Origin of the sequence: Polaribacter haliotis (assembly GCF_014784055.1) — a bacterium.
GTDB classification, from domain to species: domain Bacteria; phylum Bacteroidota; class Bacteroidia; order Flavobacteriales; family Flavobacteriaceae; genus Polaribacter; species Polaribacter haliotis.
In genome coordinates, this window is record NZ_CP061813.1 from 897405 (window position 1) to 922814 (window position 25410).

Here is a 25410-nt window from a genome sequence, read left to right on the forward strand (position 1 = left end):
ATCTTCCAGTAAAAAATTACTATTTACCTAACCAAGAATTTAACATCCAAATAGTTTTTTCTTGTTCTGCGATAAAATCACTCATCATAGAATTTGTTCCTTCGTCATTTGCTTCGTCAGATAAATCTAAAATTTCTCTTTCGATTTTTAATAATTCTGATAAAGAATTTACCACCAGATTTACAGCTTCCACATCTTCAGAAATATCTTTTCCAACGGGTACAGAAGAATTATCTATATAATCTGTAAAAGTGTGTAATGGTTTCCCTTGTAAGGTTAAAATACGTTCTGCGATGTCGTCGATTTTTACTTGAGAATCTGTATAAAACTCTTCGAACTTCACATGTAATTCAAAGAAATTTTTTCCTTTAATATTCCAATGTAATCCTCTTAGATTCTGATAATATATTTGAAAGTTTGATAATAATCCGTTTAAATTATCTACTAAATTTGCGCTTTCTTTTTTGTCTAATCCTAATATTGATTTGCTCATTTTATTTATTTTTTTATATTCATTTATATTCATTTATATTAATACTACAAATTTATGAGAAATTAAATGGGTATAACTATAATTATTATTGATAGTTTTAATATCTTTATCAAAATTTACTATAACAATGACAATTACCCAATTAAAATACGTTTTATCGGTTGCAGAATATCAAAATTTTACGGTTGCAGCAGAACATAGTTTTGTTACCCAGCCTACTTTAAGCATGCAAATTCAAAAATTAGAAGAAGAACTTGGTGTAAAAATATTTAATAGATCTAAAAAACCAATTGAATTAACAGAAGTTGGAAAAAAGATTGTAGAACAAGCAAAAGTTATTGTAGATGAAAGCAATAGAATTTTAGATATTGTACATCAACAAAAAGGATTTATTGGAGGAGAATTTAAATTAGGAATTATCCCAACCATAATGCCTACTTTATTACCAATGTTTTTAAACAGTTTTACGAAGAAATACCCAAAAGTAAAATTAATTATCGAAGAATTAACTACAGAAGAAATCATTAGAAAATTAGCAGATGGACATATAGATGCTGCAATTGCTGCAACTCCGTTAGAAAATGAAGCCATAAAAGAAAGACCTTTATATTATGAACCTTTTGTTGGTTTAATTCCACAAAATCATCGTCTTTTTAATGAAAAAGTAATCGCTCCTGACGAATTAGAAATGGACGATATTTTGCTTTTAGAAGATGGACATTGCTTTAAAGAAAGTGTAATTAATTTATGTAGAACTTTTAAAACCGATAACAAAAAATCGTTTCAATTAGCTAGTGGAAGTTTCGATACTTTAATAAAGTTAACTAAAGAAGGTTTGGGAATGACCTTATTACCTTATTTACATACTTTAGATTTAAATGATGTGGATAAATCTCATTTACGTGAATTTACAAATCCTCCACCAGCAAGAGAAGTAAGTTTAATTTACCATAAATCTCAATTAAAAATGCAGCTAATTGAAGCATTAAAAAAGACTATTGATGGTGTTGTAAGAGGTGCAATTTCATTTTCTGATGTGAAAATTATTAGCCCTTTGAATAAAAAATAATAATTACCTTTTTCTAAATAAAAAAACCAAATGTTCTTTAACTTTTGGTTTTTTATTTTAGTAAACTTTTCTTCTTTAATTTTTTATAATTCTCTTGTAAACAGATTTAGAATTTTCAGAAATAACTTTCACAAAATATATTCCTTCTGGATAATTCTCTATATTTATTTTCTCTATTAAACTATTTACATCTTTCGACAAAATTTCTTTGCCATTTACATCATATAAAACCACTTTTAAAAGTTTTACAAAATTAGATTTAATCGTAATATTTGCTGATGTTGGATTTGGATACAAAGAAATTGTTTTTTCTAAAGTTTTATCATCTTCGATATTTAAAGCTGCACCTTTTACTTTAACTATGGCATTTTTAGAACTAACATTGTTGTTTGTATCTGTAACTGTTAAGGTTACAATATTATCACCAACATCTGTCGCTGTAAAATCTGTTTTAGATAAAACTATCGATTTTATTCCACAATTATCTGTAGAACCATTATCTATATCTCCAGTTGTAATAAAAGCTTTTCCATCATTATCTAACTCAATTTCAAAATCTTTAGTCAAAACAACTGGTTTTGTAACATCGTTAATTACTACTTTTTGAGTTGTTGTAGCGATGTTTCCATTTCCATCATCGAATTTCCAAGTAATTGTATGTTCTCCTTGCGAATTATAAGTCAATGCATCTGTGGTAGTTCCTGTAATTACTCCTTTACAAGCGTCATTTGCTGTAGGAATGTTTGTAATTGTAACTGCACATTCTGAATTTGTATCTGCAATTGTTGGAGCAACTGGTTTTGTAACATCGTTAATTACTACTTTTTGAGTTGTTGTTGAAATGTTTCCATTTCCATCATCGAATTTCCAAGTAATTACGTGTTCTCCTTGTGAATTGTAGGTCAATGAATCTGTGGTAGTTCCTGTAATTACTCCTTTACATGCGTCATTTGCTGTAGGAATATCAGTAATTGTAACTGCACATTCTGAATTTGTATCTGCAATTGTTGGTGCAACTGGTTTTGTTACATCAGAAATGTTTACTTTTTGAGTTGATGTTGAAATGTTTCTATTTCCATCGTCAAATTTCCAAGTAATTACGTGTTCTCCTTGTGAATTATAGGTTAATGCATCTGTGGTTGTTCCTGTAATTACTCCATTACAGGCATCATTTGCTGTTGGGATTTCTGTAATTGTAACTGCACATTCTGAATTTGTATCTGCAATTGTTGGTGCAACTGGTTTTGTTACATCAGAAATGTTTACTTTTTGAGTTGATGTTGAAATGTTTCCATTTCCATCGTCAAATTTCCAAGTAATTACGTGTTCTCCTTGTGAATTATAGGTTAATGCATCTGTGGTTGTTCCTGTAATTACTCCATTACAGGCATCATTTGCTGTTGGAATATCTGTAATTGTAACTGCACATTCTGAATTTGTATCTGCAATTGTTGGTGCAACTGGTTTTGTTACATCAGAAATGTTTACTTTTTGAGTTGATGTTGAAATGTTTCCATTTCCATCGTCAAATTTCCAAGTAATTACGTGTTCTCCTTGTGAATTATAGGTCAATGCATCAGTTGTTGTTCCTGTAATTACTCCTTTACAAGCATCGTTTGCTGTTGGAATTTCTGTAATTGTAACTGCACATTCTGAATTTGTATCTGCAATTGTTGGTACAACTGGTTTTGTAACATCGTTAATTACCACTTTTTGAGTTGTTGTGGCAATGTTTCCATTTCCATCATCGAATTTCCAAGTAATTGTATGTTCTCCTTGTGAATTATAGGTTAATTCATCTGTGGTTGTTCCTGTAATTACTCCATTACAGGCATCATTTGCTGTTGGGATTTCTGTAATTGTAACTGCACATTCTGAATTTGTATCTGCAATTGTTGGTGTAACTGGTTTTGTTACATCAGAAATGTTTACTTTTTGAGTTGATGTTGAAATGTTTCCATTTCCATCGTCAAATTTCCAAGTAATTACGTGTTCTCCTTGTGAATTATAGGTTAACGCATCAGTTGTTGTTCCTGTAATTACTCCTTTACAAGCATCATTTGCTGTTGGGATTTCTGTAATTGTAACTGTACATTCTGAATTTGTATTTGCAATTGTTGGTGTAACTGGTTTTGTAACATCATTAATTACCACTTTTTGAGTAGTTGTGGCAATGTTTCCATTTCCATCATCGAATTTCCAAGTAATTACGTGTTCTCCTTGTGAATTATAGGTTAATGCATCTGTGGTTGTTCCTGTAATTACTCCTTTACAAGCATCGTTTGCTGTTGGAATGTCTGTAATTGTAACTGCACATTCTGAATTGGTGTCTGCAATTGTTGGGGCAACTGGAGCTAATTCATCAACATTAAAAACTGTAATTGTATATGATTTTTCATCCTCTCCTCCATTTGAATCAATTACTTTAACGGTTACTTTATTTTTACCAAATTGTGTATTATTTGGAATCCAAGAAATATTTCCTGTGGAAGAAATTGTCATACCTGCTGGCGCCTCCTCTAAACTATAAATTAATACATCTGAATCTGGATCTGTAGCATTGATAACTGCACTATATGTAGAACAAGCATCATTTTTAATTGGCAAATTTGTAGTTGTAATTTCTGGAATGTTATTTTTATAGGTACTAACATAATTGATAGTTTCTACATTAGAAAGATTAGATTCTTCGCTTATTGCGTTTGTTGCTGTTACAGAAAAATTATAAGTTCTACCTGGTTTTATGTCTGAAAAATCGAAAGAAGTTGTTTTTCCAGTACCTTGACTTGGACTTAATTTAGATATTGGTTCTTCATCGATATAAACTGTGTAATCTTCTGCTTCATCAATTTTTGTCCATGATAATTTTACCACATCGTTTTGTAGCTCTGCAACCAATGTTGGAATAGCAACCATGGTTTCATTTTGCACTGTAAATGTTTGAGTAGCGTATTTTATTACAGGTTGATTCACTCCATCATTTATGCTACCATACACATAATAAGTACCATTTTCTAAATTACTTGTATCAAACGTTAATTCGTCTGTTGCATCGTCTTCAGAAATATCGGTTTGTATCGCATTTCCATCGAAATCTTTATTGTCTGTATCATAATAAAAAGAAACTTTAGCATCAGAATCTACATCAGAATCTGTCCAATTTATTTTTAATTCATTTGTTGGTTGACTATGATTTACATTCGTAATATCTATATTTCCAGTAAATTCAGCTCCAAAAACATCTACTTGATACGTATCTGTACCAGTAATATTAATACTATAAGTTCCAATTGGTGTATTTTGTAACACATAATAACTTGCTTTTTCTATGGTTAACTCTGCATTTTCTTGCAAGTAACCTAAACTTTTAGCGTTTACTGGTGTTAAAACTGTTCCACTAGGTAAAGTTATAGTATAATTTGGTATTTCTGTGGTACCTTCAACTTTAACAATGATGTTTTCGTAAGATTGGCTTAAAGCAAAATCTGTACTTGTTATAGATTTCCCTTTACGTTGTTTTCCATTCGATTTTAATATTAAACTTTGTCCATCTAAATGGTCTCTTCTTTGACTTTCAGGTAAATTTTCGAATTCTAAAGGCTTTACATAAATGCCTTTTGCCATTTTTAATTTAGCAGCTTCTTTAAAGCTAAAACTAAATGGCCCTAAATTTCCTCCAAATTTTAATTTGTTTTGCTGTGCTTCTACCATTAATTTTAAGATGTCTAAAATAGTTAGAGATGCTCTCATAGAAGTATTGTTCATAAATACATCTATGTCTGCTACTTTTCTAGGTAAACCTTTATTTACAAGCCCACATACTGTACAATTAGGAATTTTAGGAACCGTTAACGCCATTTTTGCAGAAGATTCAAAATATAAATAATACTCTTCGATTGCAGCTTTTTTTCTTCTTTCTACCAACAATTTAACATCACCTTTAAACACATTAAAAACGTCTGCAAAAACTCCAATATCTACTCCTTTATTACTTATTTTAACACTTCCTTTTCCAATATCATCTCCAAATAATTGTACTGTTCCTGAGGCTTCAAAAGAAGTACCAAATGTGTAGGCCAAAGTCATATTATCTAAACGAACTGTTTCTATAGGTGTAATTGGTCTAATATCTACACCTAAACCAATTGAAATTGGTGGTTCTTGGATATTTTTTATAAAACCATTTCCTCCAGAAAGCTCCCAACCTGTATTGGCAATTGGAATTCCTGGATCTACTTCTATTTCTAGCTCAACACTATTTAAACCTCCATTTTTTATAGCAATTCCTGCTGCCATGGTTATTTCTTTCTTCATTAATTTGAAGCCTACTTCTCCTCCTCCAGTAAAAGAATTGGTAAATGTGTCGAAAGTGATATACGCATTATTAAGTGTTAAAAAATTAAGAACTTTCATTTCTGGATTTATTTCTGCACTACCAATTACATTAACTCCTTTTGTGGGAGAAACTTCTAAAGTTGCTATTGTGATATGTGCATCTGCTCCAAAAATTTCTTCGGGTAATGTTAATTTTCCCCCCAATTGAATTCCATCTTCAATAATTGTAAATTTTGTAATTTCGAATGGCAACTCCATTAATTCAAAAGCCTTATTAAAAGGAACTGCACCAGGACTTAAATCGAACGTTGGTGTTGCAGGACCCGCTGTTAATTTAATTTCATCTCCTTGAGATATAACTACTTTATCTCCTCCTAAATCGCCGACTTTAAGAATGTTTTCCATATACATTTCTCCACTAGTTTCAATTTCTCTAGTAACTACATTTACATTTACATCCTCTGAAAATAATAGTTTTCCAGCTCTAACATTTCCTTGTAACAAACGCCAATCTCCACTTTCAGTAATTCTATCTGCTTCAAAAATCATTCCTCCTGCTACTACTTCTAAAGGCTCTACAGCTACACCAGAAACTGAAAACTCTTTGATTGTTTGGGTAGCTCCACCAACTGTTACAATATTAGTTTTCATTCTAATTAACCCAGTTTTTTCACCTAAATCTCCTGTGGGTCTAAATTGTACTTTAATCGACTTTGTTTCTAATGGAGCAATACTTATAGTTGCAACTGCATTTGTTCTTCCATCTACGTGAAAATTATCACCTTGATAAATAACTTCAAATAATTTTAATTCTGCAGTTCCAGAATTTTTAATCATAATTGTTTTTTCGCTTTCTCTTCCTAAACTTGTATCATCAAAACTGGTAGGAGAAACAACTTCAAAATTTGGTCCTTCAGATTCTGAAACTGCAACAAATTGATTTACATGACTGTTTACATTTTGCCCTAAAACAAAACCAGATTGATAAAAACCAGATATCGTTTTGTTCGTTTTTAAACCTATACCTCTACTATCTTCGCCTAATTGTGAACCAAAACTGGTAATTATTAAATCTTTTTGTTTACCAGGTTGAACTATAAAAGGAAATTGATCTTCGTTTAAATTCATTCCATTTTTATTTTTACCAATGTCATAAATATAATAACCAGAAATAACCAAATCTGCAGTACCAGTATTTGTTATCGTTAAAGGCGTGTTTTTTCCTTGACCAATTTCTACAGGGTTTAACTCTAAAATATTAGAAGCAATACTAAAATTTGGCAAACTAACAATAGTTGCTGTTACATCTTTATTAATTACCTCATTTTCAGAATCGTTCGTAGCAAATGAAATTGTTGCATTTTTTATACCTGTTTCTGAAGTTGATGTAGGAACTATTAAAGTAAGTTCTATATTTTTAGATGCACCTTTGGCTACTGTAATGGGTAAAGTAACAGCACCTAAATCAAATAAATTTGTATCTAACCCTGTTTTTTCTATTGAAGAAATAATTAGATCACTGGAACCATTATTTGTAATTGTAATTGTTTTTGTAGGATTTTCTGCAGTAATTGCAACTTCACCAAAAGAAGATATATTACTTATTGAAGCTATTGGAGCAACTCCATTTCCTAATAAGGGAACAAAAACATCGTCTAAAGTTTCTGAATCTATTAATAAATTAGCAACTCTATTTCCACTTCCTTGTGGTTCAAAAATTACTTTAATTGTTTTATTTTCATTCTTGTTGATAATCAAAGGAAACGTTAATGCTTCTGTTTGATAATCAGCATTATTTGCTCCTGAAAAAGACATTGAATTGATTGTTAAATCTGCATCGCCATCATTACTTATTATTAATAATTTTGTTCTTGTTTCATTTTTTGCTATTGTTTTATCAAAAGATAGCATTGGTTCAGAAAGTCTTATTATTGGTGCAATTGCTTTACCAGAAAGCGTAATATTTTGGGATGATTTTTCATCATTACTAATAATATTTACAGTCGCAGATTTATTACCTGAATCTAAAGGATTAAAAAGTATTTTAAATGTAGTTTCATCTCCTGCGTTTATGGTTGCTGGTAAAGTAATATCTGAAACTGTAAAACTTGAAACATCTGTTCCTGTACTATTTATTGCAGAAATAGTAACTGCATCTGTACCTGTTGCATTTGATAATGTTATAACTTTTTCTTCACTTTTAGTAATTACAGTATCATCAAAAACAACATTCGTTTCGCTAACAATTAAATCGGAATTTATAATTGCACCTGTTAGATTTACAGTTTGTGGACTGTTTTCTGCATCTGAGGTAATTACCAAACTGGCAGATTTTGCTCCCAAAGAAGTTTCTACAAAATCTACTTCTATATTTGCAACTGTTCCTGGAGTTACTGTTGCAGTTAAATTACTTTTTAATTGAAAAGATGAAGCATCTGTTCCAATAATTTCTATATTAGAAATAGTTACATCTGCACCATTTATTGCATTTACAGAAAATGTTTTTGATGCTGTTGTACCTTTACGAATTTTCCCAAAACTATAATCTTCTGCCAAGGTTGATAGTGTTCGTTTTACACCATTTCCTGTAACATCTACAAACTCTAATCTCCAAAATAAAGGTCTATGATCTTCACTTTGCACAGAAAATCTATTTGTTTTAACTCCCAAGTCATTTGGAGAGAAAGTAATTTGTAGTTGTTTAGATTCTCCTGGTTTTATTTCTAAAGGAAATGTAGTTGTTGCAGAAACTTGATAAAGTCCATTTGGGTCTGCAGTAATTTTACCTGGTTTTGGTAAAATTAAGGTTCCTAAACCTGGGTTAGAAACTAGGATGTTTTTTACAGACGATTCTCCTACCAAAACATCTCCAAAATCTAAAGTGCTTACATTTACGGCCAATTCTGGTAAGTGAATATTTCCATTTAAACCTACAGTCGTTTCTGTTGTAACACCAGTTTCACTATTAGTGTCACTCGTAATTTTTATGATTCCATTTCTTTTGTCATAGCTATCTGCAAAAGAATTTATTGGAGAAAAAGTAACTGTTATTTCTTTGCTTTCTCCTTGTAAAATTTCAATAGGAAAAGTAAGTCCACTTTCTAACGAAAACTGTGTGAAATCAAAAACGTTTTCTAAAGAAATTGCGCTTATTGTTAATTTTGTGTTTCCTGTATTACTTAATGTAAATGTTTTATTAGTGGTGGTATTAATATCTTTTGTACCAAAATCTACATCTAATATTGGTTCTTCTAAAACTGGAATTAATGGAACTTCACTTGAACCATTTAATGCGATTTCTAAAGGACTGTTTGGTCCATCGTGATTTATTTGCATTACAGTACTTTTATTTCCAGCAGTTGTAGGCACAAAACTTACTTCTAAAGGAATTGGAAAGTTTTGCTCATAACCAGAAGGGTCTAAATTACTTGCCGAATAAAATTGGTCTGCATCTACTCCAGTAAAAGTAATACTATTTATAATTAACATTTTACCTGGGTCAGATGAGTCTGAAAAAACCAATTCGAAAAACTCATCTTTAGATTCCCCTGTATCTACAGAACCAAAATTTATTGTTGATACATTTGCTGTTACACCATCAGCTAAAGTATTAGTTGAAGGTATTTCTATTGAATTATTTGAATCTTCATTATTTATAATTAGATTAGAATCATCAGAATTTAAATAAAGTTTTTCTGATAAACTCATCTTATTTTCTGAATAAACTGCATTAGCAAATCTATTATCTTGCAAAGAATTATTTTGTGAAAAAAGTGTTTTGGTAAATAAAACAATACAAAATACCAACACTATATGTAAGTATCTATTTGCTGACTTTGTGTAAAATTGTTTCATAATAATTTTCTTTAAATGTTATGTATCAGTTGATTGTTCTACAAATTAAATAAAAACTCAAATCACAAATCGTTCAATCGACATCACAAATCAGTCAATTTTAGAAAAATTAGTAAATACTTTAAAAAAAATTATATTTTTATTCCATATTAATAATTAAAGGACTTAATATGTTTAAGTGGTATAACAATATTCTTGAAATTGGTTTAGATGAAAGTCTAAATAGAACAGAAGTAAAACGAGTTCGTCTTTTAAACTTATTTTGGAGTCAATGGATTATCATACAAATAGTTCTAATTACAGAAGACGCTTTTAGAAATCCAGAACCTTTTTTACCCATCTTAATTCATACTATAACTTTAACTGGAGTTATTTCAATCTATTTTTTTCAAAAAAATAAAAGATTTAATACAGCAAGAACCTTGTTTTTTATATTAATGCTTTACAGCAATGTTGCTTTTGCAAATTTTATAGAACCTGGTAAAAATATTGAGTATTTTTATATTATAATCCCCCCATTTTTATTGCTTTTTACAAACAATAGTAAATTAATATATACTACATTTATTGTTTGTTACTTACTTTTTACTGTTCCTAAAAATCTTTTAAACATCTATCCAGAAAACACACAAAACTCCAGTGTTTTAGGTTTGGTTCTTTTTGTAATTATATTTTTATTAGTCAATTATTTTAAAAATACCAATGTAAAAAGTGAAATTGCTTTGGAAAAACAAAGAAATCAATTAGAAAATTTAAACAGACAACAATCGCAATTTTTTATAAACGTTTCTCATGAAATTAGAACACCATTAACACTTTTAAAAGGACAATTAGATAAACTAAAAATCTATAAAAATGATGAGCATTTAGGAAATATTCAAGAACAAGCGAACTATCAAATTCATAAAATTAAAAAGATTATAGATGATGTTATAGATCTTGCAAAAATGGAAACTTCTAATTTCTCTTTAAAGTTAAAAGAAAATAATATTGTAAATCTTGTAAATAAAATAAAAATCTCTTTCGAACCATTATTTGAAAGAAAAAAAATTCGTTTTACTTTTAAAAGCTCATCAGACACGATAAATTGTTCTTTGGATACTTCTTTTTTTGAAAGAGCCATAAACAACATCATTTTAAATGCCTTAAAATTTACACCTGAAAATGGTGAAGTTTCCATAGAAATAGCAACTAAAGACAACAATGTTGTTTTAAAGATTATTGATACTGGAATTGGAATTGAAACAACAGATTTACAAAAAATATTCAAACGCTTTTATCAAGTAGAAAATGATATCAACAAATCTGGTGGAAGTGGTGTTGGCTTGTCTTTTAGTAAAGAAATCATAAAAAAACACACAGGTACTTTAAAAGTGAAAAGTAAATTAAACGAAGGGAGTACATTTATAATTACTATGCCTTTAGTAAATTTAAAACAAGAAGTAATTACTACTATTAATAAAGTTGAAGATGAAAACGAAAATAGTATTGATGATTCCCAATTTAATAAAAATGAAAAAATAGGCAAAAACATATTAATTGTTGATGATTCTTATGAGATGAGAGATTACTTAAAAGATATTTTAAGTAATTATAATTGTTTTGAAGCAGAAAACGGTTTAGAAGCCCTTAAAATGGTAGAAGAACAAAAAATTGACTGTATAATTACAGATTATATGATGCCAAAAATGGATGGTTTAGAGTTGATTAAAAATTTAAACAACATAAATTATAAGAATCCTATTTTAATGCTAACTGCAAGAACAGATTATTCCAGCAAATTAGAAGTTTTACGATTAGGAATAGATGATTATTTACACAAACCTTTTGAAGCTGAAGAACTTTTAGTAAGATTACATAATAGAATTTCTAACGCAAATAAAAGAGATCTTTATATTGAAAAAGAAAAAATATCTGACGTAAACACCATCAATAAAGAACAAGAGTTACTTTTAAAAATAAAAGAATATATCCACACAAACTGTGGTAAACAAAAGTTAAATCAAGAAGATCTTTCTATACATTTTAATATGTCTAAAAGTTCTTTTTATAGAAAAATTAAAACTTTAACAGGATTAACACCAAACGAATTTATTACTGAAATAAAATTACAAAAAGCAAAATTATTAATAGAAAAAAGAGAAGTTTATTCAATAAAACAATTAACTCTAGAAGTTGGTTTTAGCCATGGTTCTTACTTTTCTAATAGGTATTTTAAACGATTTGGAATATTTCCAAAAACTGAAATGGATAAAAATTTACTATAACCATTTGAATTAAAAATTATGCTTCATTTATTTAATTACCTTAGATTTCCTGTTGATTTTATAATATAAAAAGGATAACTTCGCTAAGTATATCGAAATTATTATAGAATCGATTATCATTAGAAATATCGCAAGTAAATCTAACAATGCAAACAACTAAATTAAATATTGATAGCATATTACCACTCACCTGCTCCAGAGCTGGAACTTGTTGTTTTGGAAAAGCTGTAATGTTAAATCCTTGGGAGTTGTTATGTTTTAGTAAAGAAAAGAAAATTTCCACAAGAGAATTTCGTGATTTATATTGCGAATTTGATGGAATTAAATTACGTTTTGATGGAAAACCCGATAAAAAAGGTCAGAATGCATGTAGCCAATATGTAGCTGGTTTTGGTTGCAGTGTGCATTTAGGGCGTCCTTTGGCTTGTAGGTTGTATCCTTTAGGTCGTCAAATTCAATTTGATAAAGCACAATATATTTTTGAAGGAGAAAAATTCCCATGTTTAACAGATTGTGCTGAAGTTTTACAACTTCCAAAAATGAGTGTTGGAGAATACTTAAAAGGACAAGAAGCAGAGAAATTCGAAAAAGCGCAAGACGAATATTTAATAGTAATGCAAAACATCGCTGATATTGGTTTTGAATTATTGCTAGACTCTGGTTTGTCTGAATCTGGAGATATAGAAACATTGGCTTTATGGCGAATTATGGGAAATGAAGCTCCAGAAGTATTAGCAGAAAGAATTGGTAAAGAATGGATCGATTATTTAATGTTACCAGAAATTGATGATTCTAATGAAAACCCAACCATTTTCGCCCAAAAACACAATGAATTGCTATTATTAAAAGCTCAAGAAAAATTTGGAACAATTAAAACAAATGAAGAACTCCATAAAGCATCTGTTTTAATGATTGGTTTGGCCTTGCATTTAGCAAGAGGTTTAGGAGCAGATCCAAAAGCAATTTCTGAACATTGGGTTGAAATTGCAAAAAGTCATGGTGCAAAAGAATAGTATTGATATAGCCAAAATTTAGTCTAAAAAATAGAAAGCTCTTGATTTCTCAAGAGCTTTTTAAATATATTCAATCAAAAATAAAATTTTAGATATTTTCTGCTAACCAGTCTCCTACTTCTTTTGTTCCGTAAGATTTTCCTCCATCAGCTAAATCTTCTGTTACAATTCCTTTGTTTAAGGCATTGTTTACAGCATCTCTTATTGCTTTTCCTTCTTCTTGTAAACCAAAGTTTTCGAACATCATTGCTGCAGATAATACTGTCGCCATTGGATTTGCAATATTTAAACCTGTTGCTTGTGGATAAGAACCATGAATTGGCTCAAATAAACCAATATCAGAACCTAAAGATGCACTTGGCATTAATCCCATAGAACCAGAAATTACAGAGGCTTCATCCGTTAAAATATCTCCAAATAAGTTTTCAGTAATTAAAACATCGTAACTATTTGGCCACTGAACTAAACGCATTGCAACTGCATCTACAAATTCGTAAGAAACTTCCACTTCTGGATAATCTTTTTCCATTGCTTGCACAGTTTCTCTCCATAATCTTGAAGTTTCTAAAACGTTTGCTTTATCAACACAACATAGTTTTTTACCACGAGTCATTGCTAATTCGAAACCTTTTTTAGCCAATCTTTGCACCTCTGCTCTTGTGTAAACACAATTATCGAAGGCTGTTTCTCCATCATCTCTTCTCCCTTTTTCTCCAAAGTAAATTCCACCTGTTAATTCACGTAAAAAAACCAAATCTGTTCCTTCGATTCTTTCTCTTTTTAAAGGAGACTTATCTAATAAAGAAGGAAATGTAAATGTTGGTCTTACATTTGCAAACAACCCTAATTTCTTACGCATTTTAAGCAAACCTTGTTCTGGTCTTACTTTTGCAGAAGGATCATTATCAAAACGTGGATGCCCAATTGCACCAAATAAAACAGCATCTGAAGACGCACAAATTTCATGCGTTTCATCTGGATAAGGTTCTCCAACTGCATCAATTGCTGCTGCTCCTGTTAATGCTGGTTTCCAATTAATTTCGTGATTGAACTTTTTAGCAATTGCATCCGAAACTTTTACAGCTTGGTCTATTACTTCTGGTCCAATTCCATCTCCTGCTAATAATGCGATATTTAATTTCATTGTTTTTATTATTTTTTGTTTGAAGTTGGGAGTATGAAGTTTGAAGATTTTTGAGCTAGAATTGAAACTTAATTATTAAAATAACATCGTTTTCATACTTCTTACTCTTGAACTCAAGCTTCCTGCTTCATACTTCCTTATATTCTATTATATTATATTCAACATTTTCTCTGTAGCTTTAATTGCAGATACTGTTTGATCTGAATCCAAGCCACGTGTTATAAATTCGTTTTTTTCTCTTTTCCAAGTAATAATTGTTTCACATAATGCATCTGAATGACTTCCTGGTGGAATTCTAACTGCGTAATCAATCAAACTTGGTAATTCTTTTTTACTATGTGTTTTATACAATTTCTTTAACGCATTCATAAATGCATCAAATTGTCCATCTCCTTGTGCATGTGCTTCGTAACGAACTCCTTCCACAATTAGTTGTAAAGTTGTAGATGGTTTCATGCCTTTTGCGTGTCCCAAAACATAATTTTCTACAACAACACGTTTTTCAATAGTATCAGAATCTAAAACATCAGAAATAATATAAGGTAAATCGTCTTGAGAAACGACTTCTTTTTTATCTCCTAATTCTATAATTCTTTGCGTAACTTTCTTTAGTTCATCGTCATTTAAGCTGATACCTAAATCTTGTAAATTCTTTTGAATATTTGCTTTTCCAGATGTTTTTCCTAATGCATATTTACGTTTTCTTCCAAAACGTTCTGGCATTAAATCGTTGAAATATAAATTATTTTTATTATCTCCATCTGCATGAATTCCAGCAGTTTGCGTAAAAACATTTGCACCAACAACTGGTTTATTTACAGGAATTCGAAAGCCTGAAAATGTCTCAACTAACTTACTTACTTTATTTAAAGCAGTTTCATTTACAGTCACCTCAACTTCTTTTAAAAAGTCGTTAATTACTGCAATTACACTTGCTAAAGGTGCATTTCCTGCACGTTCTCCCATTCCATTTATGGTTAAATGCAATCCGTTTGAACCTGCTTTTACAGCTTCCATTACATTTGCAACACCTAAATCGTAATCGTTATGACCATGAAAATCGAAATGTGTATTTGGGTATTTATTACGAACTTCCGTAATAAATTTAAACGTTTCATCTGGAGTTAAAATCCCTAAAGTGTCTGGTAATAAAACGCGTTCAATATTTTGAGCAGTTAAAAAATCTAAATATTCAAAAACATAGTCTTTGGAATTTCGCATTCCATTAGACCAATCTTCTAAATAAACATTGGTTTTAATACCATTTTTTGCAGCTAATTTAATCGTAGATTTTATATCAGCAAAATGTTGTGCTGGCGTTTTTTTTAGTTGATGTGTTAAATGATTTAAAGAACCTTTGGTTAATAAATTCTGAACTTTCGCACCAGAAGAAATCATCCAATCAATAGATTTTCCACCATCAACAAAAGTTAAAACCTCTATTTTTTCTAATTGATTGTTTTCTGAAGCCCAAGAAGTAATTTTTTGAACGGCCTCTAATTCTCCTTTAGAAACTCTTGCAGATGCAATTTCTATACGATCTACTTTCAGTTCTTCTAACAATAATTTTGCAATGGTTAGTTTTTCTGAAACCGAAAACGACACTCCTGATGTTTGTTCGCCATCACGCAATGTCGTGTCCATTATTTCTATTTTTCTTTGGGTCATTTTATCAACTTGAAAAATATTTCTTTTTATTTGTTTTATAGATTCCTCTATTTCGCTATCGCTTCAATCGGAATGACAACAAAATGTCATTTCGACCTTGTGGAGAAATCTCACAATGTAAAGATTCCTCGATTTCGTTATCACTTCACTCGGAATGACAACAAAATGTCATTTCGACCTTATGGAGAAATCTAAAACGGTCTTGTTTCAGCAAATGCAGAAATTTCGTTTTCGATGTTTTTTAAGTAATCAATATCATCGAAACCGTTTAACATATTGTCTTTTTTATAGGAATTAATGTCGAAAGATTCACTTTCTCCAGTAGCAACCAGCGTTACTTTTTGGTTTGGTAAATCTACTTTGATTTCTGTTTTTGGATCTGCCATAATTGCATCAAATAATTTGTCTGCGAATTCTGGAGAAACTTGAACTGGTAACACACCAACATTCAAGCAATTTCCTTTAAAAATATCTGCAAATGCAGAAGAAATTACACAACGTAAACCAAAATCGTATACAGACCAAGCTGCGTGCTCTCTTGAAGAACCAGAACCGAAATTTCTACCTCCAACTAATATTTTAGAACCAGCATAAATCTCTTTGTTTAAAGGGAAATCTGCTTTTGGTGTTCCATCTTGATTGTATCTCCAATCACGGAAAAAGTTCTTATCAAAATCTACACGCTCTGTTGCTTTTAAGAAACGAGCAGGTATTATTTGATCTGTATCTACATTTTCGATTGGTAATGGATATGCTGTACTTGTTAATACTTCAAATTTATCGTAAGCCATTGTTTTAAGTATTCAGTCTGCCAGTATTCAGTTGGCAGTAATTAATTGATTCTTTTTTAAAATATTTTCTTTAGATAATCTTTTATGACTGTCAACTGCCTACAGAAGACTGCTGACTAATTTATAAATCTAACTAACTAAAAGCGTTCTTGGATCTGTAACTACTCCTTCTACTGCAGATGCTGCAGCTACTAAAGGACTTGCTAATAAAGTTCTAGATCCTGGTCCTTGTCTTCCTTCGAAGTTTCTGTTTGATGTAGAAACTGATAATTTTCCTGCTGGAATTTTATCATCATTCATTGCCAAACAAGCAGAACAACCTGGTTCTCTTAAAACGAAACCTGCATCTGTAATTATTTTACCTAATCCTTCTGCGTTAATTTGATCTACTACTTTATGTGAACCTGGAACCAACCAAGCAGTAACATTGTCTGCTTTTTTTCGTCCTTCAACAATAGAACAAAATGCTCTAAAATCTTCTATTCTTCCATTTGTACAAGAACCTAAAAAGACAAAATCAATTGGCTTACCAATCATAGAATCGCCTTCGCTAAAAGACATATATCCTAACGATTTTTTGTAGGTTTCTGCTCCTCCTTCAACATTTGCAGCTGTTGGAATCGATTTTGTTACGCCCATTCCCATTCCTGGGTTTGTTCCATAAGTAATCATTGGTTCAATATCTGAAGCATCGTAATTGAATTCCTCGTCAAATTGTGCGTCGTCTTCTGTATATAAAGTTTCCCAATATTTCATGGCTTTGTCCCAATCTGCTCCTTTTGGAGTTAAAGAACGTCCTTTAATATATTCAAACGTTTTTTCATCTGGAGCAATCATTCCTCCTCTTGCGCCCATTTCTATAGACAAATTACAAACTGTCATTCTTCCTTCCATAGACATGTCTCTAAAAACATCTCCTGCATATTCTACGAAATAACCAGTTGCACCAGAAGTTGTTTGTTTGCTAATAATGTACAAAGCAACATCTTTTGGAGTAACTCCTAAACCTAATTTTCCATTTACGTTGATACGCATTTTTTTAGGTTTCGGTTGCATAATACATTGTGTAGACAATACCATTTCTACTTCCGAAGTTCCAATACCAAATGCAATTGCACCAAATGCACCATGAGTAGATGTGTGAGAATCTCCACAAACAATTGTTGCTCCTGGTAATGTAATTCCGTTTTCTGGTCCTACAACATGTACAATTCCGTTATTTTTATCTCCTAAACCCCAGTGAGAAATCCCATGCTTTTTAGCATTGTTTTCTAACGCATCTAATTGATTCGCAGATAATGGATCTTCTACTGGTAAATGTTGGTTTATAGTTGGTGTGTTATGATCTGCAGTCGCAAAAGTACGCTCTGGATACACAACACTATTTCCTCTACTTTCTAATCCTAAAAACGCAACAGGACTGGTAACTTCATGGATAAAATGACGATCGATAAAAAACACATCTGGTCCGTCTTTTACACTACGAACTACATGTGAGTCCCATACTTTGTCAAATAATGTTTTTGCCATTTTAATTTTATATTTAGTAACTATTTTTTGTATCAGCTACCAAATATAGAGGTTTAAAGAGTATTTAAGTTTTTGTATGTGTTTCTTACATTATATTCAACTGTTAAAGTTATCTTTATTTATCTGATTTTTAGATTTTTAACTTGTTTTAAAATACGATGTCTATTTATTTTGTAGAGTTTGTTTTTTGTCTTGATAAGTTTAATTTCTAATTATATTTCCTTCAGCTATTAAAGCGTTTTTTGCTTCTGTTGCTTCAATAGATAAAGTTGTTCCTATTAAATTAGTACCTTCATAAGCATCTGTAGAAAGTTTGTATAATTCTTCTGTTCCGTTTGTGAATTTTATGTATTTGTAAGTCGCATTTCTAACAGTATAAGCATCTTCTTTTTCTGAATATGCAAAATTTCTTTGAGTTGTATTTTCATCCATAAATAATTTAGAAAAACTGATAGAATTGTAAATTTCTGTAGTGGAAACTCCAGCTATATTTCCAATAGTTGTATATAAATCCGTAGATGTAATTAATGCATCTTCTCTTACACTCATTCTGCTCACGCCTTTTCCAGAAACAACCATTGGCACGTTAATTCCTCCTTGATATAAACTTCCTTTTACAGTTCTTCTATTGTAAGGAGATTGTGCAACTTTTGCTGGAGTTCCATTATCGCCAATAAAAATGATAATGGTATTTGCTTTTTCTGCATTAGATAAACTGTTTATAAATCTTCCCATTTCAGCATCCATGGCTTCTAAAGCCGATACATAATAAGGCAAAGGATTTGCATCAATTGAAGCAGTATCTGTAGGCAAATTTCCTTGAGAATGTAAATTTGTCGGCGCTAAATGAAAAGGTGTGTGAGGTGCATTATATGACATCCATAAAAACCAAGGTTTTGTTTGGTTTTGTGTCCAATTAATGGCTAAATCTGTTAGTTTTGTAGTTGCGTATTCTGTATTTTTTGAAGAAGTTCCGTTTTCAATTAAATCCCAATTGTAATAATCTTTTACGCCTCCACTTAAAATTCCTGCAAAATAATCTACACCCATTGTTAAAGCGTCGTTTGAATCGTCAGATAAATGCCATTTGCCAATAATTGCAGTTGAATAGGCATTATTTGTATTGTCACTTATATATTTTTGAAGCGAAGTTTCAGAAGTATTTATTTGATCTCCAACTTCTATTACTCCAGATTTTATTCCGTATTTTCCTGTAATTATGGATGCTCTTGTTGGCGAACAAACGGAATATGCCCAAACATTGTCAAACGTAATTCCTGTATTCATTAACCCTTGCAAAATTGGCATGTTTGCTTTCGAATTTCCTTCAGCATAATTCGGAATTGCATCTTTGCTAACATCATCTGCAATGACAAATAAAATGTTTGGTTTTGTAGGTGTTGTTGGTTCTTCTATTTCTTCTTCGGTTTCTGTTTCGATACTTGGCGATTTACTACAATTAAAAAGTAATATTAGAATGCACAGAACTACAAAAGAAGAAATTTTCATGTGAAGTGATTTTTATTTGGACTTATAAATTGAAGAATAGTTTAATTTCATGTTAAAAATTGTAACAAAATAGATAAATTAGTCGTCTTAATAGAGAATCAATTTACGAAACCACCCATGAAAAACTATATTTATCCTTTATTTCTTTTTATTATATGTATTGGTTGTACTTCACAAAAAAATTCTGATGAATTTGTAACTGCAACTGAAGGTCGCTATCTATTTAACGAAAATGAAGTGATTGAAATCTATTTTAAAGACCAAATTTTAAAAGCAAAATGGCGTGGAAATGACGATATTGATTTGTTAAAAGTAAACGATAGTGCTTTTTACATGAAAGAGTTGAACGAAAAAATGGTTTTTGTAAGCACTCCAAAAATGCATATAGAATTGGCTCCAAAAAAAGAACATGATGGTGTTATATATCATTTTAAAAAATTGAATAAAAACGAAAAAACACCTAACGAATATTTTGAAGCAGAAGAATATGACAAAGCTTTAACAGCTTTTTTATTGATTAAAGAACAAGATTCTTTAAATCCAGTAATTAGAGAACGTAGACTTAACTCTATTGGTTATAATTTTTTAAGAGACGGAAAGGTTAAAAAAGCAATAGAAATTTTTAAAATAAATATCGCATTACATCCTGAAAGTTCGAATGTTTACGATAGCACTGCAGATGCATATGTAACTCTAAAGAATAATGAGAAAGCAATTGAATATTACAAAAAAGCATTGGCTATAAATCCTGAAAACCACAATGCAAAAAGAGCTTATAAAAAATTAACAGAGGAAAAATAATGGACATAGAACAGTTAAAATACCCTATTGGAAAAGTAAAAACACCTAAAAATATAAATCTAAAAGATATTGATGGATGGATTTCTATTTTAGAAAAATTTCCACAAGAATTAGAGTTTTTAACGAAAGATTTGTCCGAAAATCAATTAGATACTCCTTACAGAGAAAATGGTTGGACAATTAGACAAGTTGTGCATCATTGTTATGACAGTCATCATAATTCTTACACACGTTTTAAATGGACATTAACTGAAGATTCTCCAGTAATTAAAGCCTATTTCGAAGAAAGATGGGCAGAATTACACGATTCTATATCTGCTCCTATTTTCTTATCAATCGATGCTTTAAAAGCGCTACATTCTAAATGGGTATATCTATTAAAAGGATTATCTGAAGCAGATTTAGAGAAAGAATTTATACATCCTTCAGGAAATGAAAAAGTATCTTTAAAAGAGAATATTGGTATTTATGCTTGGCATTGCAACCATCATTTTGCACATATAGAGCAATTAATGCTCAGAAACAAATGGAAATAATTTGTATATTTGGTTGAAAAACACCTAACTATGAAAAAATTATTACTTTTAACCACGGTTCTTTTTGCATTCTCTTTTGTTAATGCCCAAGATTTTTCGAAAACACGCCTTATTGTAAAATATAAGGAAACTACAAATGCAAAATCTAAAAGTTCTATTCAGAAAATACTAACAAATAAGAATTTTAAAAATTCTAGATCTTTATCCTTCAGCAATAACAAAAAGAAATCAAAACAAAATAACGAAATTTTATTATTTACTTTTAAGGATGAAATTGATGTTCTAAAAACTGCAAACGAATTAAAAAACACCAATCTTTTCGAATTTGTAGAGCCAGATTATATTGGTACTGGTGCTGGAAAAAAAGGAACAGAGAATTTTACAACTACACCAGATGACGCTTTATTTTCTAGGCAATGGAGCCTGCATAACGATGGTTCCTTTACTGCATCTCCTTCTACAAACGATGCAGATGTAGATATGAATTTGGCTTGGGATATTACAACTGGAAACCCAGATATTACGATTGCAGTTTTAGATTCTGGACTAAGAATGACACATCCAGAAATGTCTGGTAGAGTTTGGGTAAATACCACAGAAACTTCCAATGGTTTAGATTCTGATACAAATACGTATATAGACGATATTAATGGTTGGGATTTTGTAAATAACGATAACGATCCTACAGACGATAATGGTCATGGTACCAATATTGCTGGAATTATTGCTGCCACAGGAAACAATTCTATTGGTTATGCAGGTGTAGATTGGGAATGTAAAATAATGCCTTTAAAAATTTTAGACCAAAACAACAATGGATTTTATTCTAATTGGATTGAAGCTATAAATTATGCTGTTAATAAAGGAGCAAAAATTATAAATATGTCTGTTGGTGGTAGTTCTTATTCTGCTGCTATGGAAACTGCTGTAAATAGTGCACATGCAAATGGAATTGTAATAACAGTTTCTATGATGAATTTTAATAATAGCGCACTTTATTATCCTGCAGCGTATGCAAATACAATTGCTGTTGGTTCTTCAGATTCGGATGATAAAAGATCTAATCCGTTTTTTTGGAGTGCTACAAGTGGAAGTAATTTTGGAAACCATATAGATGTAATTGCTCCTGGAAATATTATATTTGGTTTGGCAAGCAATTCAGATACCAATTATAATGGTTACTGGGGAGGAACTTCTCAAGCAGCGCCTTTGGTTGCTGGTATTTGCTCTTTAATTTTAAATAAAAAACCTAATTTAACTGTAGAACAAATAAGAACTATTATAAGAGAATCTGCAGAAGATATGGTTGGAACTGCTACAGAAGATACTGCTGGTTGGGATCAATATTATGGAGCAGGAAGAGTAAATGCTTTTAATGCGTTACAAAAAGTATTATCTACAGAAAGTTTTAGTACAAAAAACTATCGATTTTATCCAAACCCTACTTCAGATTATCTATTAATGTCCACAGAATTAAATGATGTAAACTACAATTTATATAACATTTTAGGTAAGAATGTTTTACAAGGAAAAATTTCTGAAGGAAAAATAGATTTAAAAACAATTAGTAAAGGAATTTACTCCTTAAAACTTCAAAATGGCTTAGAATCTATTACAAAAAAAATTATTAAAAATTAATTAATGAAAACTGCCCAACAATGGTTTGATGAATATGCAATAAGTCATCAAAATGAAACCAACCAAATAGTACATTATATTTGTGTTCCTTTAATTTTCTTTAGTGTAATTGGGCTTTTAATGAGTATACCAACTTCGTTTTTAGAAAATAGTTTTGGTTTGTATAATCCTCTTTTAGAAAATTGGGCAGCAGTAATTGGTGTTGTAATTTCTTTCTTTTACTTACGTTTAGGGTTTTGGTATTTCTTAAATATGTTATTTGTAATGTTATTATGTATTGTAGGTAATTTCTGGTTAGGAAATAATACAAATCTTTTATATGCTTCTATAATTATCTTTGTTTTGGCTTGGATTGGTCAGTTTTGGGGACATAAAGTGGAAGGTAAAAAACCATCTTTTGCAAAAGATTTACAATTTTTATTGATTGGTCCACTTTGGGTGATTCAGAAATTAGGAGGAAAGAAATAATAATTATGAAACCAGAAATTACATTCGAAGACTTTTTAAAAGTTGATATTAGAATAGGAACCATTATAGAAGTCAACGATTTTCCGAAAGCAAGAAAGCCAGCCTATCAATTAACAGTAGATTTTGGCGATTTAGGAATTAAAAAATCAAGTGCTCAAATAACAGATTTGTATTCTAAAGAAGAATTACTACACAAACAAGTATCTGCAATTGTAAACTTTGCGCCAAGACAAATCGCTAATTTTATGAGTGAAATTTTGGTTATTGGTGTTTACAATACAGATGGAAATGTGGTTTTATTGCAAGCTTCTAAGAATATTAAAAACGGGGAGCAGGTTTCTTAATTCTTCGGATTATTCAAAATAACCAACGCTCCTATTACACCAGGAATCCAGCCACAAAGCGTTAGTAGAAAAATAATAACAAAAGAACCACAACCTTTATCTATAACAGAAAGTGGTGGAAAAAATATAGCAAAAAACACTCTAAAAATACTCATAATATAACTTTGATTGATATATTATTAAGACGATTAAACCCTACTTTTGTTACAATAAAATCTTTTGATCATTTACTTTCTGGTGTTTTTACTCCCTTTGGAAAATTTATTTTTTGATACCAACCACGTCCGTCAATTGGCAATACGTTTGTTCTTTCTGCCCAAGCATACCATTTCTTACTTAATTGCTCGATTCTTTCTGGAAATTCAGAAGCTAAATTTGTAGTTTCAGATCTATCGTCTTTTAAATTATACAATTCCCAATCTTTAAAATACGGGTATTCTTGCGTGTTTAAAGAGACCAATTTCCAATCTCCATCTCTCATTCCTCTGGCTCCTGTATGTTCGAAATAAATAGCTCTATTGTGAACATTATCCCCATTAAAAGTAGCTACTAAACTCTCTCCTTCTAAAGGTGTGATTTTGTTTTCTTTGTATGTTTTAGGATATTCAACTTCAGCCAACTCTAAAATCGTTGGCATAAAATCGATTACATGTCCCATTTGGCTTTTTAAGGTTCCTTTTTCTTTGATTCCTTTTGGCCAATGTGCAATTAATGGAGTTGAAACGCCTCCTTCATGTTCCCATTTTTTATAATTTCTAAAAGGTGTATTACTTACATTTGCCCATGCTTTTCTGTAGCTTTCAAAAGATTTTTCGGTTCCTAAATCTGCTAATTCTTTGCTTTCTCCTCTTGAAATTGGTTGTAAGCAACCACCATTATCAGAAAGGAAAAGAATTAAAGTATTATCTAATTGATTGTGTTTTTTTAAGGTTGAAATAATACGTCCAATTCCTTGATCCATACAATCGATTTGCGCTGCATAAATGGCCATTCGCTTATCCATATCTATCTTTTCATCTTCGGAAAGTGAATCCCAATCTGCAATATCCTTGTCTTTTTCAGAAAGTTTTACGTTTTCGTCAATTACGCCCAATTCTTTCATTTTATCAAAACGTTTTTTTCGTAAGACATCCCAACCTTCCATATATTTTCCTTGGTATTTTTTAATGTCTTCTGGTTTTGCTTGAATTGGCCAATGAGGAGCAATATGAGCAACATACATAAAAAACGGATTGACCTTTTCCTCCATATGTTTTTCAATAAAATTAGAAGAAGCATCGTTTACAGCATCTGTAAAATAAAAATTTTCATCTGGCTCAATGTGCGTATTTCCATCGTATAAATTATCAGGATTAAAATAATCTGAAGCACCTTTTAGAATTCCAAAAAAACCATCAAAACCTCTTTGTAAAGGCCAATTGTGGTTTGGACTATCTTGGGCACTTTCATCATCTTTATTTACGTGCCATTTTCCAGAAACATAGGTAGAATAACCAGAATTTTTCAACGCTTCTCCAATAGTAACACAATTATTATTCAATTCTGCTGTGTAACCTGGGTTCCCTAAATCTACTTTTGTCATCCAACCCAAACCAGTTTGGTGTGGATATAAACCTGTTAACAAAGACGCTCTTGTTGGGCAACATCTAGATGTATTGTAAAACTGTGTGTAACGAATTCCGTTATTTGCCAAAGCATCTAAATTCGGTGTTTCTATTTCTCCTCCATAACTTCCAATATCAGAAAAACCCATATCGTCAGCCAAAATGACAATAATATTTGGTTTTGATTTTTCAACTGTTTTTTCTTTATGCTGACAAGAATTAAAATTGATAAAAATTCCTGCGAATAAAATGAATGAGAGTTGGTTGAATTTCATAAAATAGTTGATTGATTTGAAAGCATTTCTTCAACCAAAGATAAAGAGTTAAACAACTAAAAAAGTTTAA

The 25410-nt window shown here is 30.7% G+C and carries 17 protein-coding genes; 8 read left to right on the forward strand and 9 right to left on the reverse strand.

All coding sequences use genetic code 11. The features are described from left to right. Nucleotides 1–19: 19 nt before the first annotated feature. A complete protein-coding gene (locus H9I45_RS03715; protein ID WP_088353739.1) occupies nucleotides 20–493 on the reverse strand; it encodes a Dps family protein in 474 nt (157 codons plus the stop codon). A 127-nt stretch (nucleotides 494–620) separates the two neighbouring features. On the opposite strand from H9I45_RS03715, the gene H9I45_RS03720 reads away from it, so the two are divergent. Further along, nucleotides 621–1562, forward strand: coding sequence for a hydrogen peroxide-inducible genes activator (locus tag H9I45_RS03720; protein WP_088353281.1), 942 nt, complete (start codon nucleotides 621–623; stop codon nucleotides 1560–1562). A 75-nt stretch (nucleotides 1563–1637) separates the two neighbouring features. Here H9I45_RS03720 and H9I45_RS03725 read toward each other — a convergent pair whose 3' ends face one another. Beyond that, on the reverse strand, nucleotides 1638–9752 hold the full coding sequence (locus tag H9I45_RS03725) for a choice-of-anchor D domain-containing protein (RefSeq protein ID WP_191141247.1): 8115 nt from the start codon (nucleotides 9750–9752) through the stop codon (nucleotides 1638–1640). A gap of 170 nt (nucleotides 9753–9922) precedes the next feature. Here H9I45_RS03725 and H9I45_RS03730 point away from each other — a divergent pair, with 170 nt between their 5' ends. Both H9I45_RS03730 and H9I45_RS03735 read left to right on the forward strand, forming a co-directional pair. After that, complete coding sequence (locus tag H9I45_RS03730; RefSeq protein ID WP_088355098.1) at nucleotides 9923–12019, forward strand: hybrid sensor histidine kinase/response regulator transcription factor; 2097 nt, start codon at nucleotides 9923–9925, stop codon at nucleotides 12017–12019. A gap of 146 nt (nucleotides 12020–12165) precedes the next feature. Next, nucleotides 12166–13032, forward strand: a complete 867-nt coding sequence (locus H9I45_RS03735) for a YkgJ family cysteine cluster protein (protein ID WP_228455034.1) — start codon at nucleotides 12166–12168, stop codon at nucleotides 13030–13032. 88 nt (nucleotides 13033–13120) lie between these two features. Here H9I45_RS03735 and leuB read toward each other — a convergent pair whose 3' ends face one another. The 5 genes from leuB to H9I45_RS03760 all read right to left on the reverse strand — a co-directional run bounded on the left by leuB (nucleotide 13121) and on the right by H9I45_RS03760 (nucleotide 19674). After that, nucleotides 13121–14176, reverse strand: coding sequence for a 3-isopropylmalate dehydrogenase (gene leuB / locus H9I45_RS03740; protein ID WP_088355099.1), 1056 nt, complete (start codon nucleotides 14174–14176; stop codon nucleotides 13121–13123). 147 nt (nucleotides 14177–14323) lie between these two features. Further along, complete coding sequence (locus H9I45_RS03745) at nucleotides 14324–15844, reverse strand: hydroxymethylglutaryl-CoA lyase-like TIM-barrel protein (RefSeq protein ID WP_088355100.1); 1521 nt, start codon at nucleotides 15842–15844, stop codon at nucleotides 14324–14326. Between the two features lie 191 nt (nucleotides 15845–16035). Then, entirely contained in the window at nucleotides 16036–16635 is a 600-nt protein-coding gene (gene leuD, locus H9I45_RS03750; RefSeq protein ID WP_088355101.1) for a 3-isopropylmalate dehydratase small subunit, read from the reverse strand. 129 nt (nucleotides 16636–16764) lie between these two features. Further along, a complete protein-coding gene (gene leuC, locus H9I45_RS03755; protein WP_088355102.1) occupies nucleotides 16765–18165 on the reverse strand; it encodes a 3-isopropylmalate dehydratase large subunit in 1401 nt (466 codons plus the stop codon). Nucleotides 18166–18366: 201 nt separating this feature from the next. Then, complete coding sequence (locus H9I45_RS03760) at nucleotides 18367–19674, reverse strand: sulfatase-like hydrolase/transferase (protein WP_088355103.1); 1308 nt, start codon at nucleotides 19672–19674, stop codon at nucleotides 18367–18369. A gap of 117 nt (nucleotides 19675–19791) precedes the next feature. Between H9I45_RS03760 and H9I45_RS03765 the strand changes: the two genes are divergently transcribed. Genes H9I45_RS03765 through H9I45_RS03785 form a run of 5 tightly spaced genes read left to right on the forward strand, consistent with a single transcriptional unit; the run spans nucleotide 19792 to nucleotide 23461 of the window. Further along, on the forward strand, nucleotides 19792–20475 hold the full coding sequence (locus H9I45_RS03765) for a tetratricopeptide repeat protein (protein ID WP_088355104.1): 684 nt from the start codon (nucleotides 19792–19794) through the stop codon (nucleotides 20473–20475). After that, complete coding sequence (locus H9I45_RS03770; RefSeq protein WP_088355105.1) at nucleotides 20475–21011, forward strand: YfiT family bacillithiol transferase; 537 nt, start codon at nucleotides 20475–20477, stop codon at nucleotides 21009–21011. Before H9I45_RS03765 ends, H9I45_RS03770 begins: the two co-directional genes overlap by 1 nt. 30 nt (nucleotides 21012–21041) lie before the next feature. Further along, nucleotides 21042–22649: a S8 family peptidase gene (locus tag H9I45_RS03775; RefSeq protein ID WP_088355106.1), complete on the forward strand. Its 1608-nt coding sequence runs from the start codon at nucleotides 21042–21044 to the stop codon at nucleotides 22647–22649. A 3-nt stretch (nucleotides 22650–22652) separates the two neighbouring features. Further along, nucleotides 22653–23117: an Mpo1 family 2-hydroxy fatty acid dioxygenase gene (locus H9I45_RS03780; RefSeq protein ID WP_088355107.1), complete on the forward strand. Its 465-nt coding sequence runs from the start codon at nucleotides 22653–22655 to the stop codon at nucleotides 23115–23117. A 5-nt stretch (nucleotides 23118–23122) separates the two neighbouring features. Continuing rightward, nucleotides 23123–23461, forward strand: coding sequence for a tRNA-binding protein (locus H9I45_RS03785; RefSeq protein ID WP_088355108.1), 339 nt, complete (start codon nucleotides 23123–23125; stop codon nucleotides 23459–23461). On the opposite strand, the gene H9I45_RS03790 is transcribed toward H9I45_RS03785, so the two are convergent. Both H9I45_RS03790 and H9I45_RS03795 read right to left on the reverse strand, forming a co-directional pair. Further along, nucleotides 23458–23616: a YqaE/Pmp3 family membrane protein gene (locus H9I45_RS03790; protein WP_088355109.1), complete on the reverse strand. Its 159-nt coding sequence runs from the start codon at nucleotides 23614–23616 to the stop codon at nucleotides 23458–23460. The two genes, H9I45_RS03785 and H9I45_RS03790, sit on opposite strands and share 4 nt — an antisense overlap. A 68-nt stretch (nucleotides 23617–23684) precedes the next feature. Then, nucleotides 23685–25340: an arylsulfatase gene (locus tag H9I45_RS03795; RefSeq protein ID WP_088355110.1), complete on the reverse strand. Its 1656-nt coding sequence runs from the start codon at nucleotides 25338–25340 to the stop codon at nucleotides 23685–23687. Nucleotides 25341–25410 lie beyond the last annotated feature (70 nt).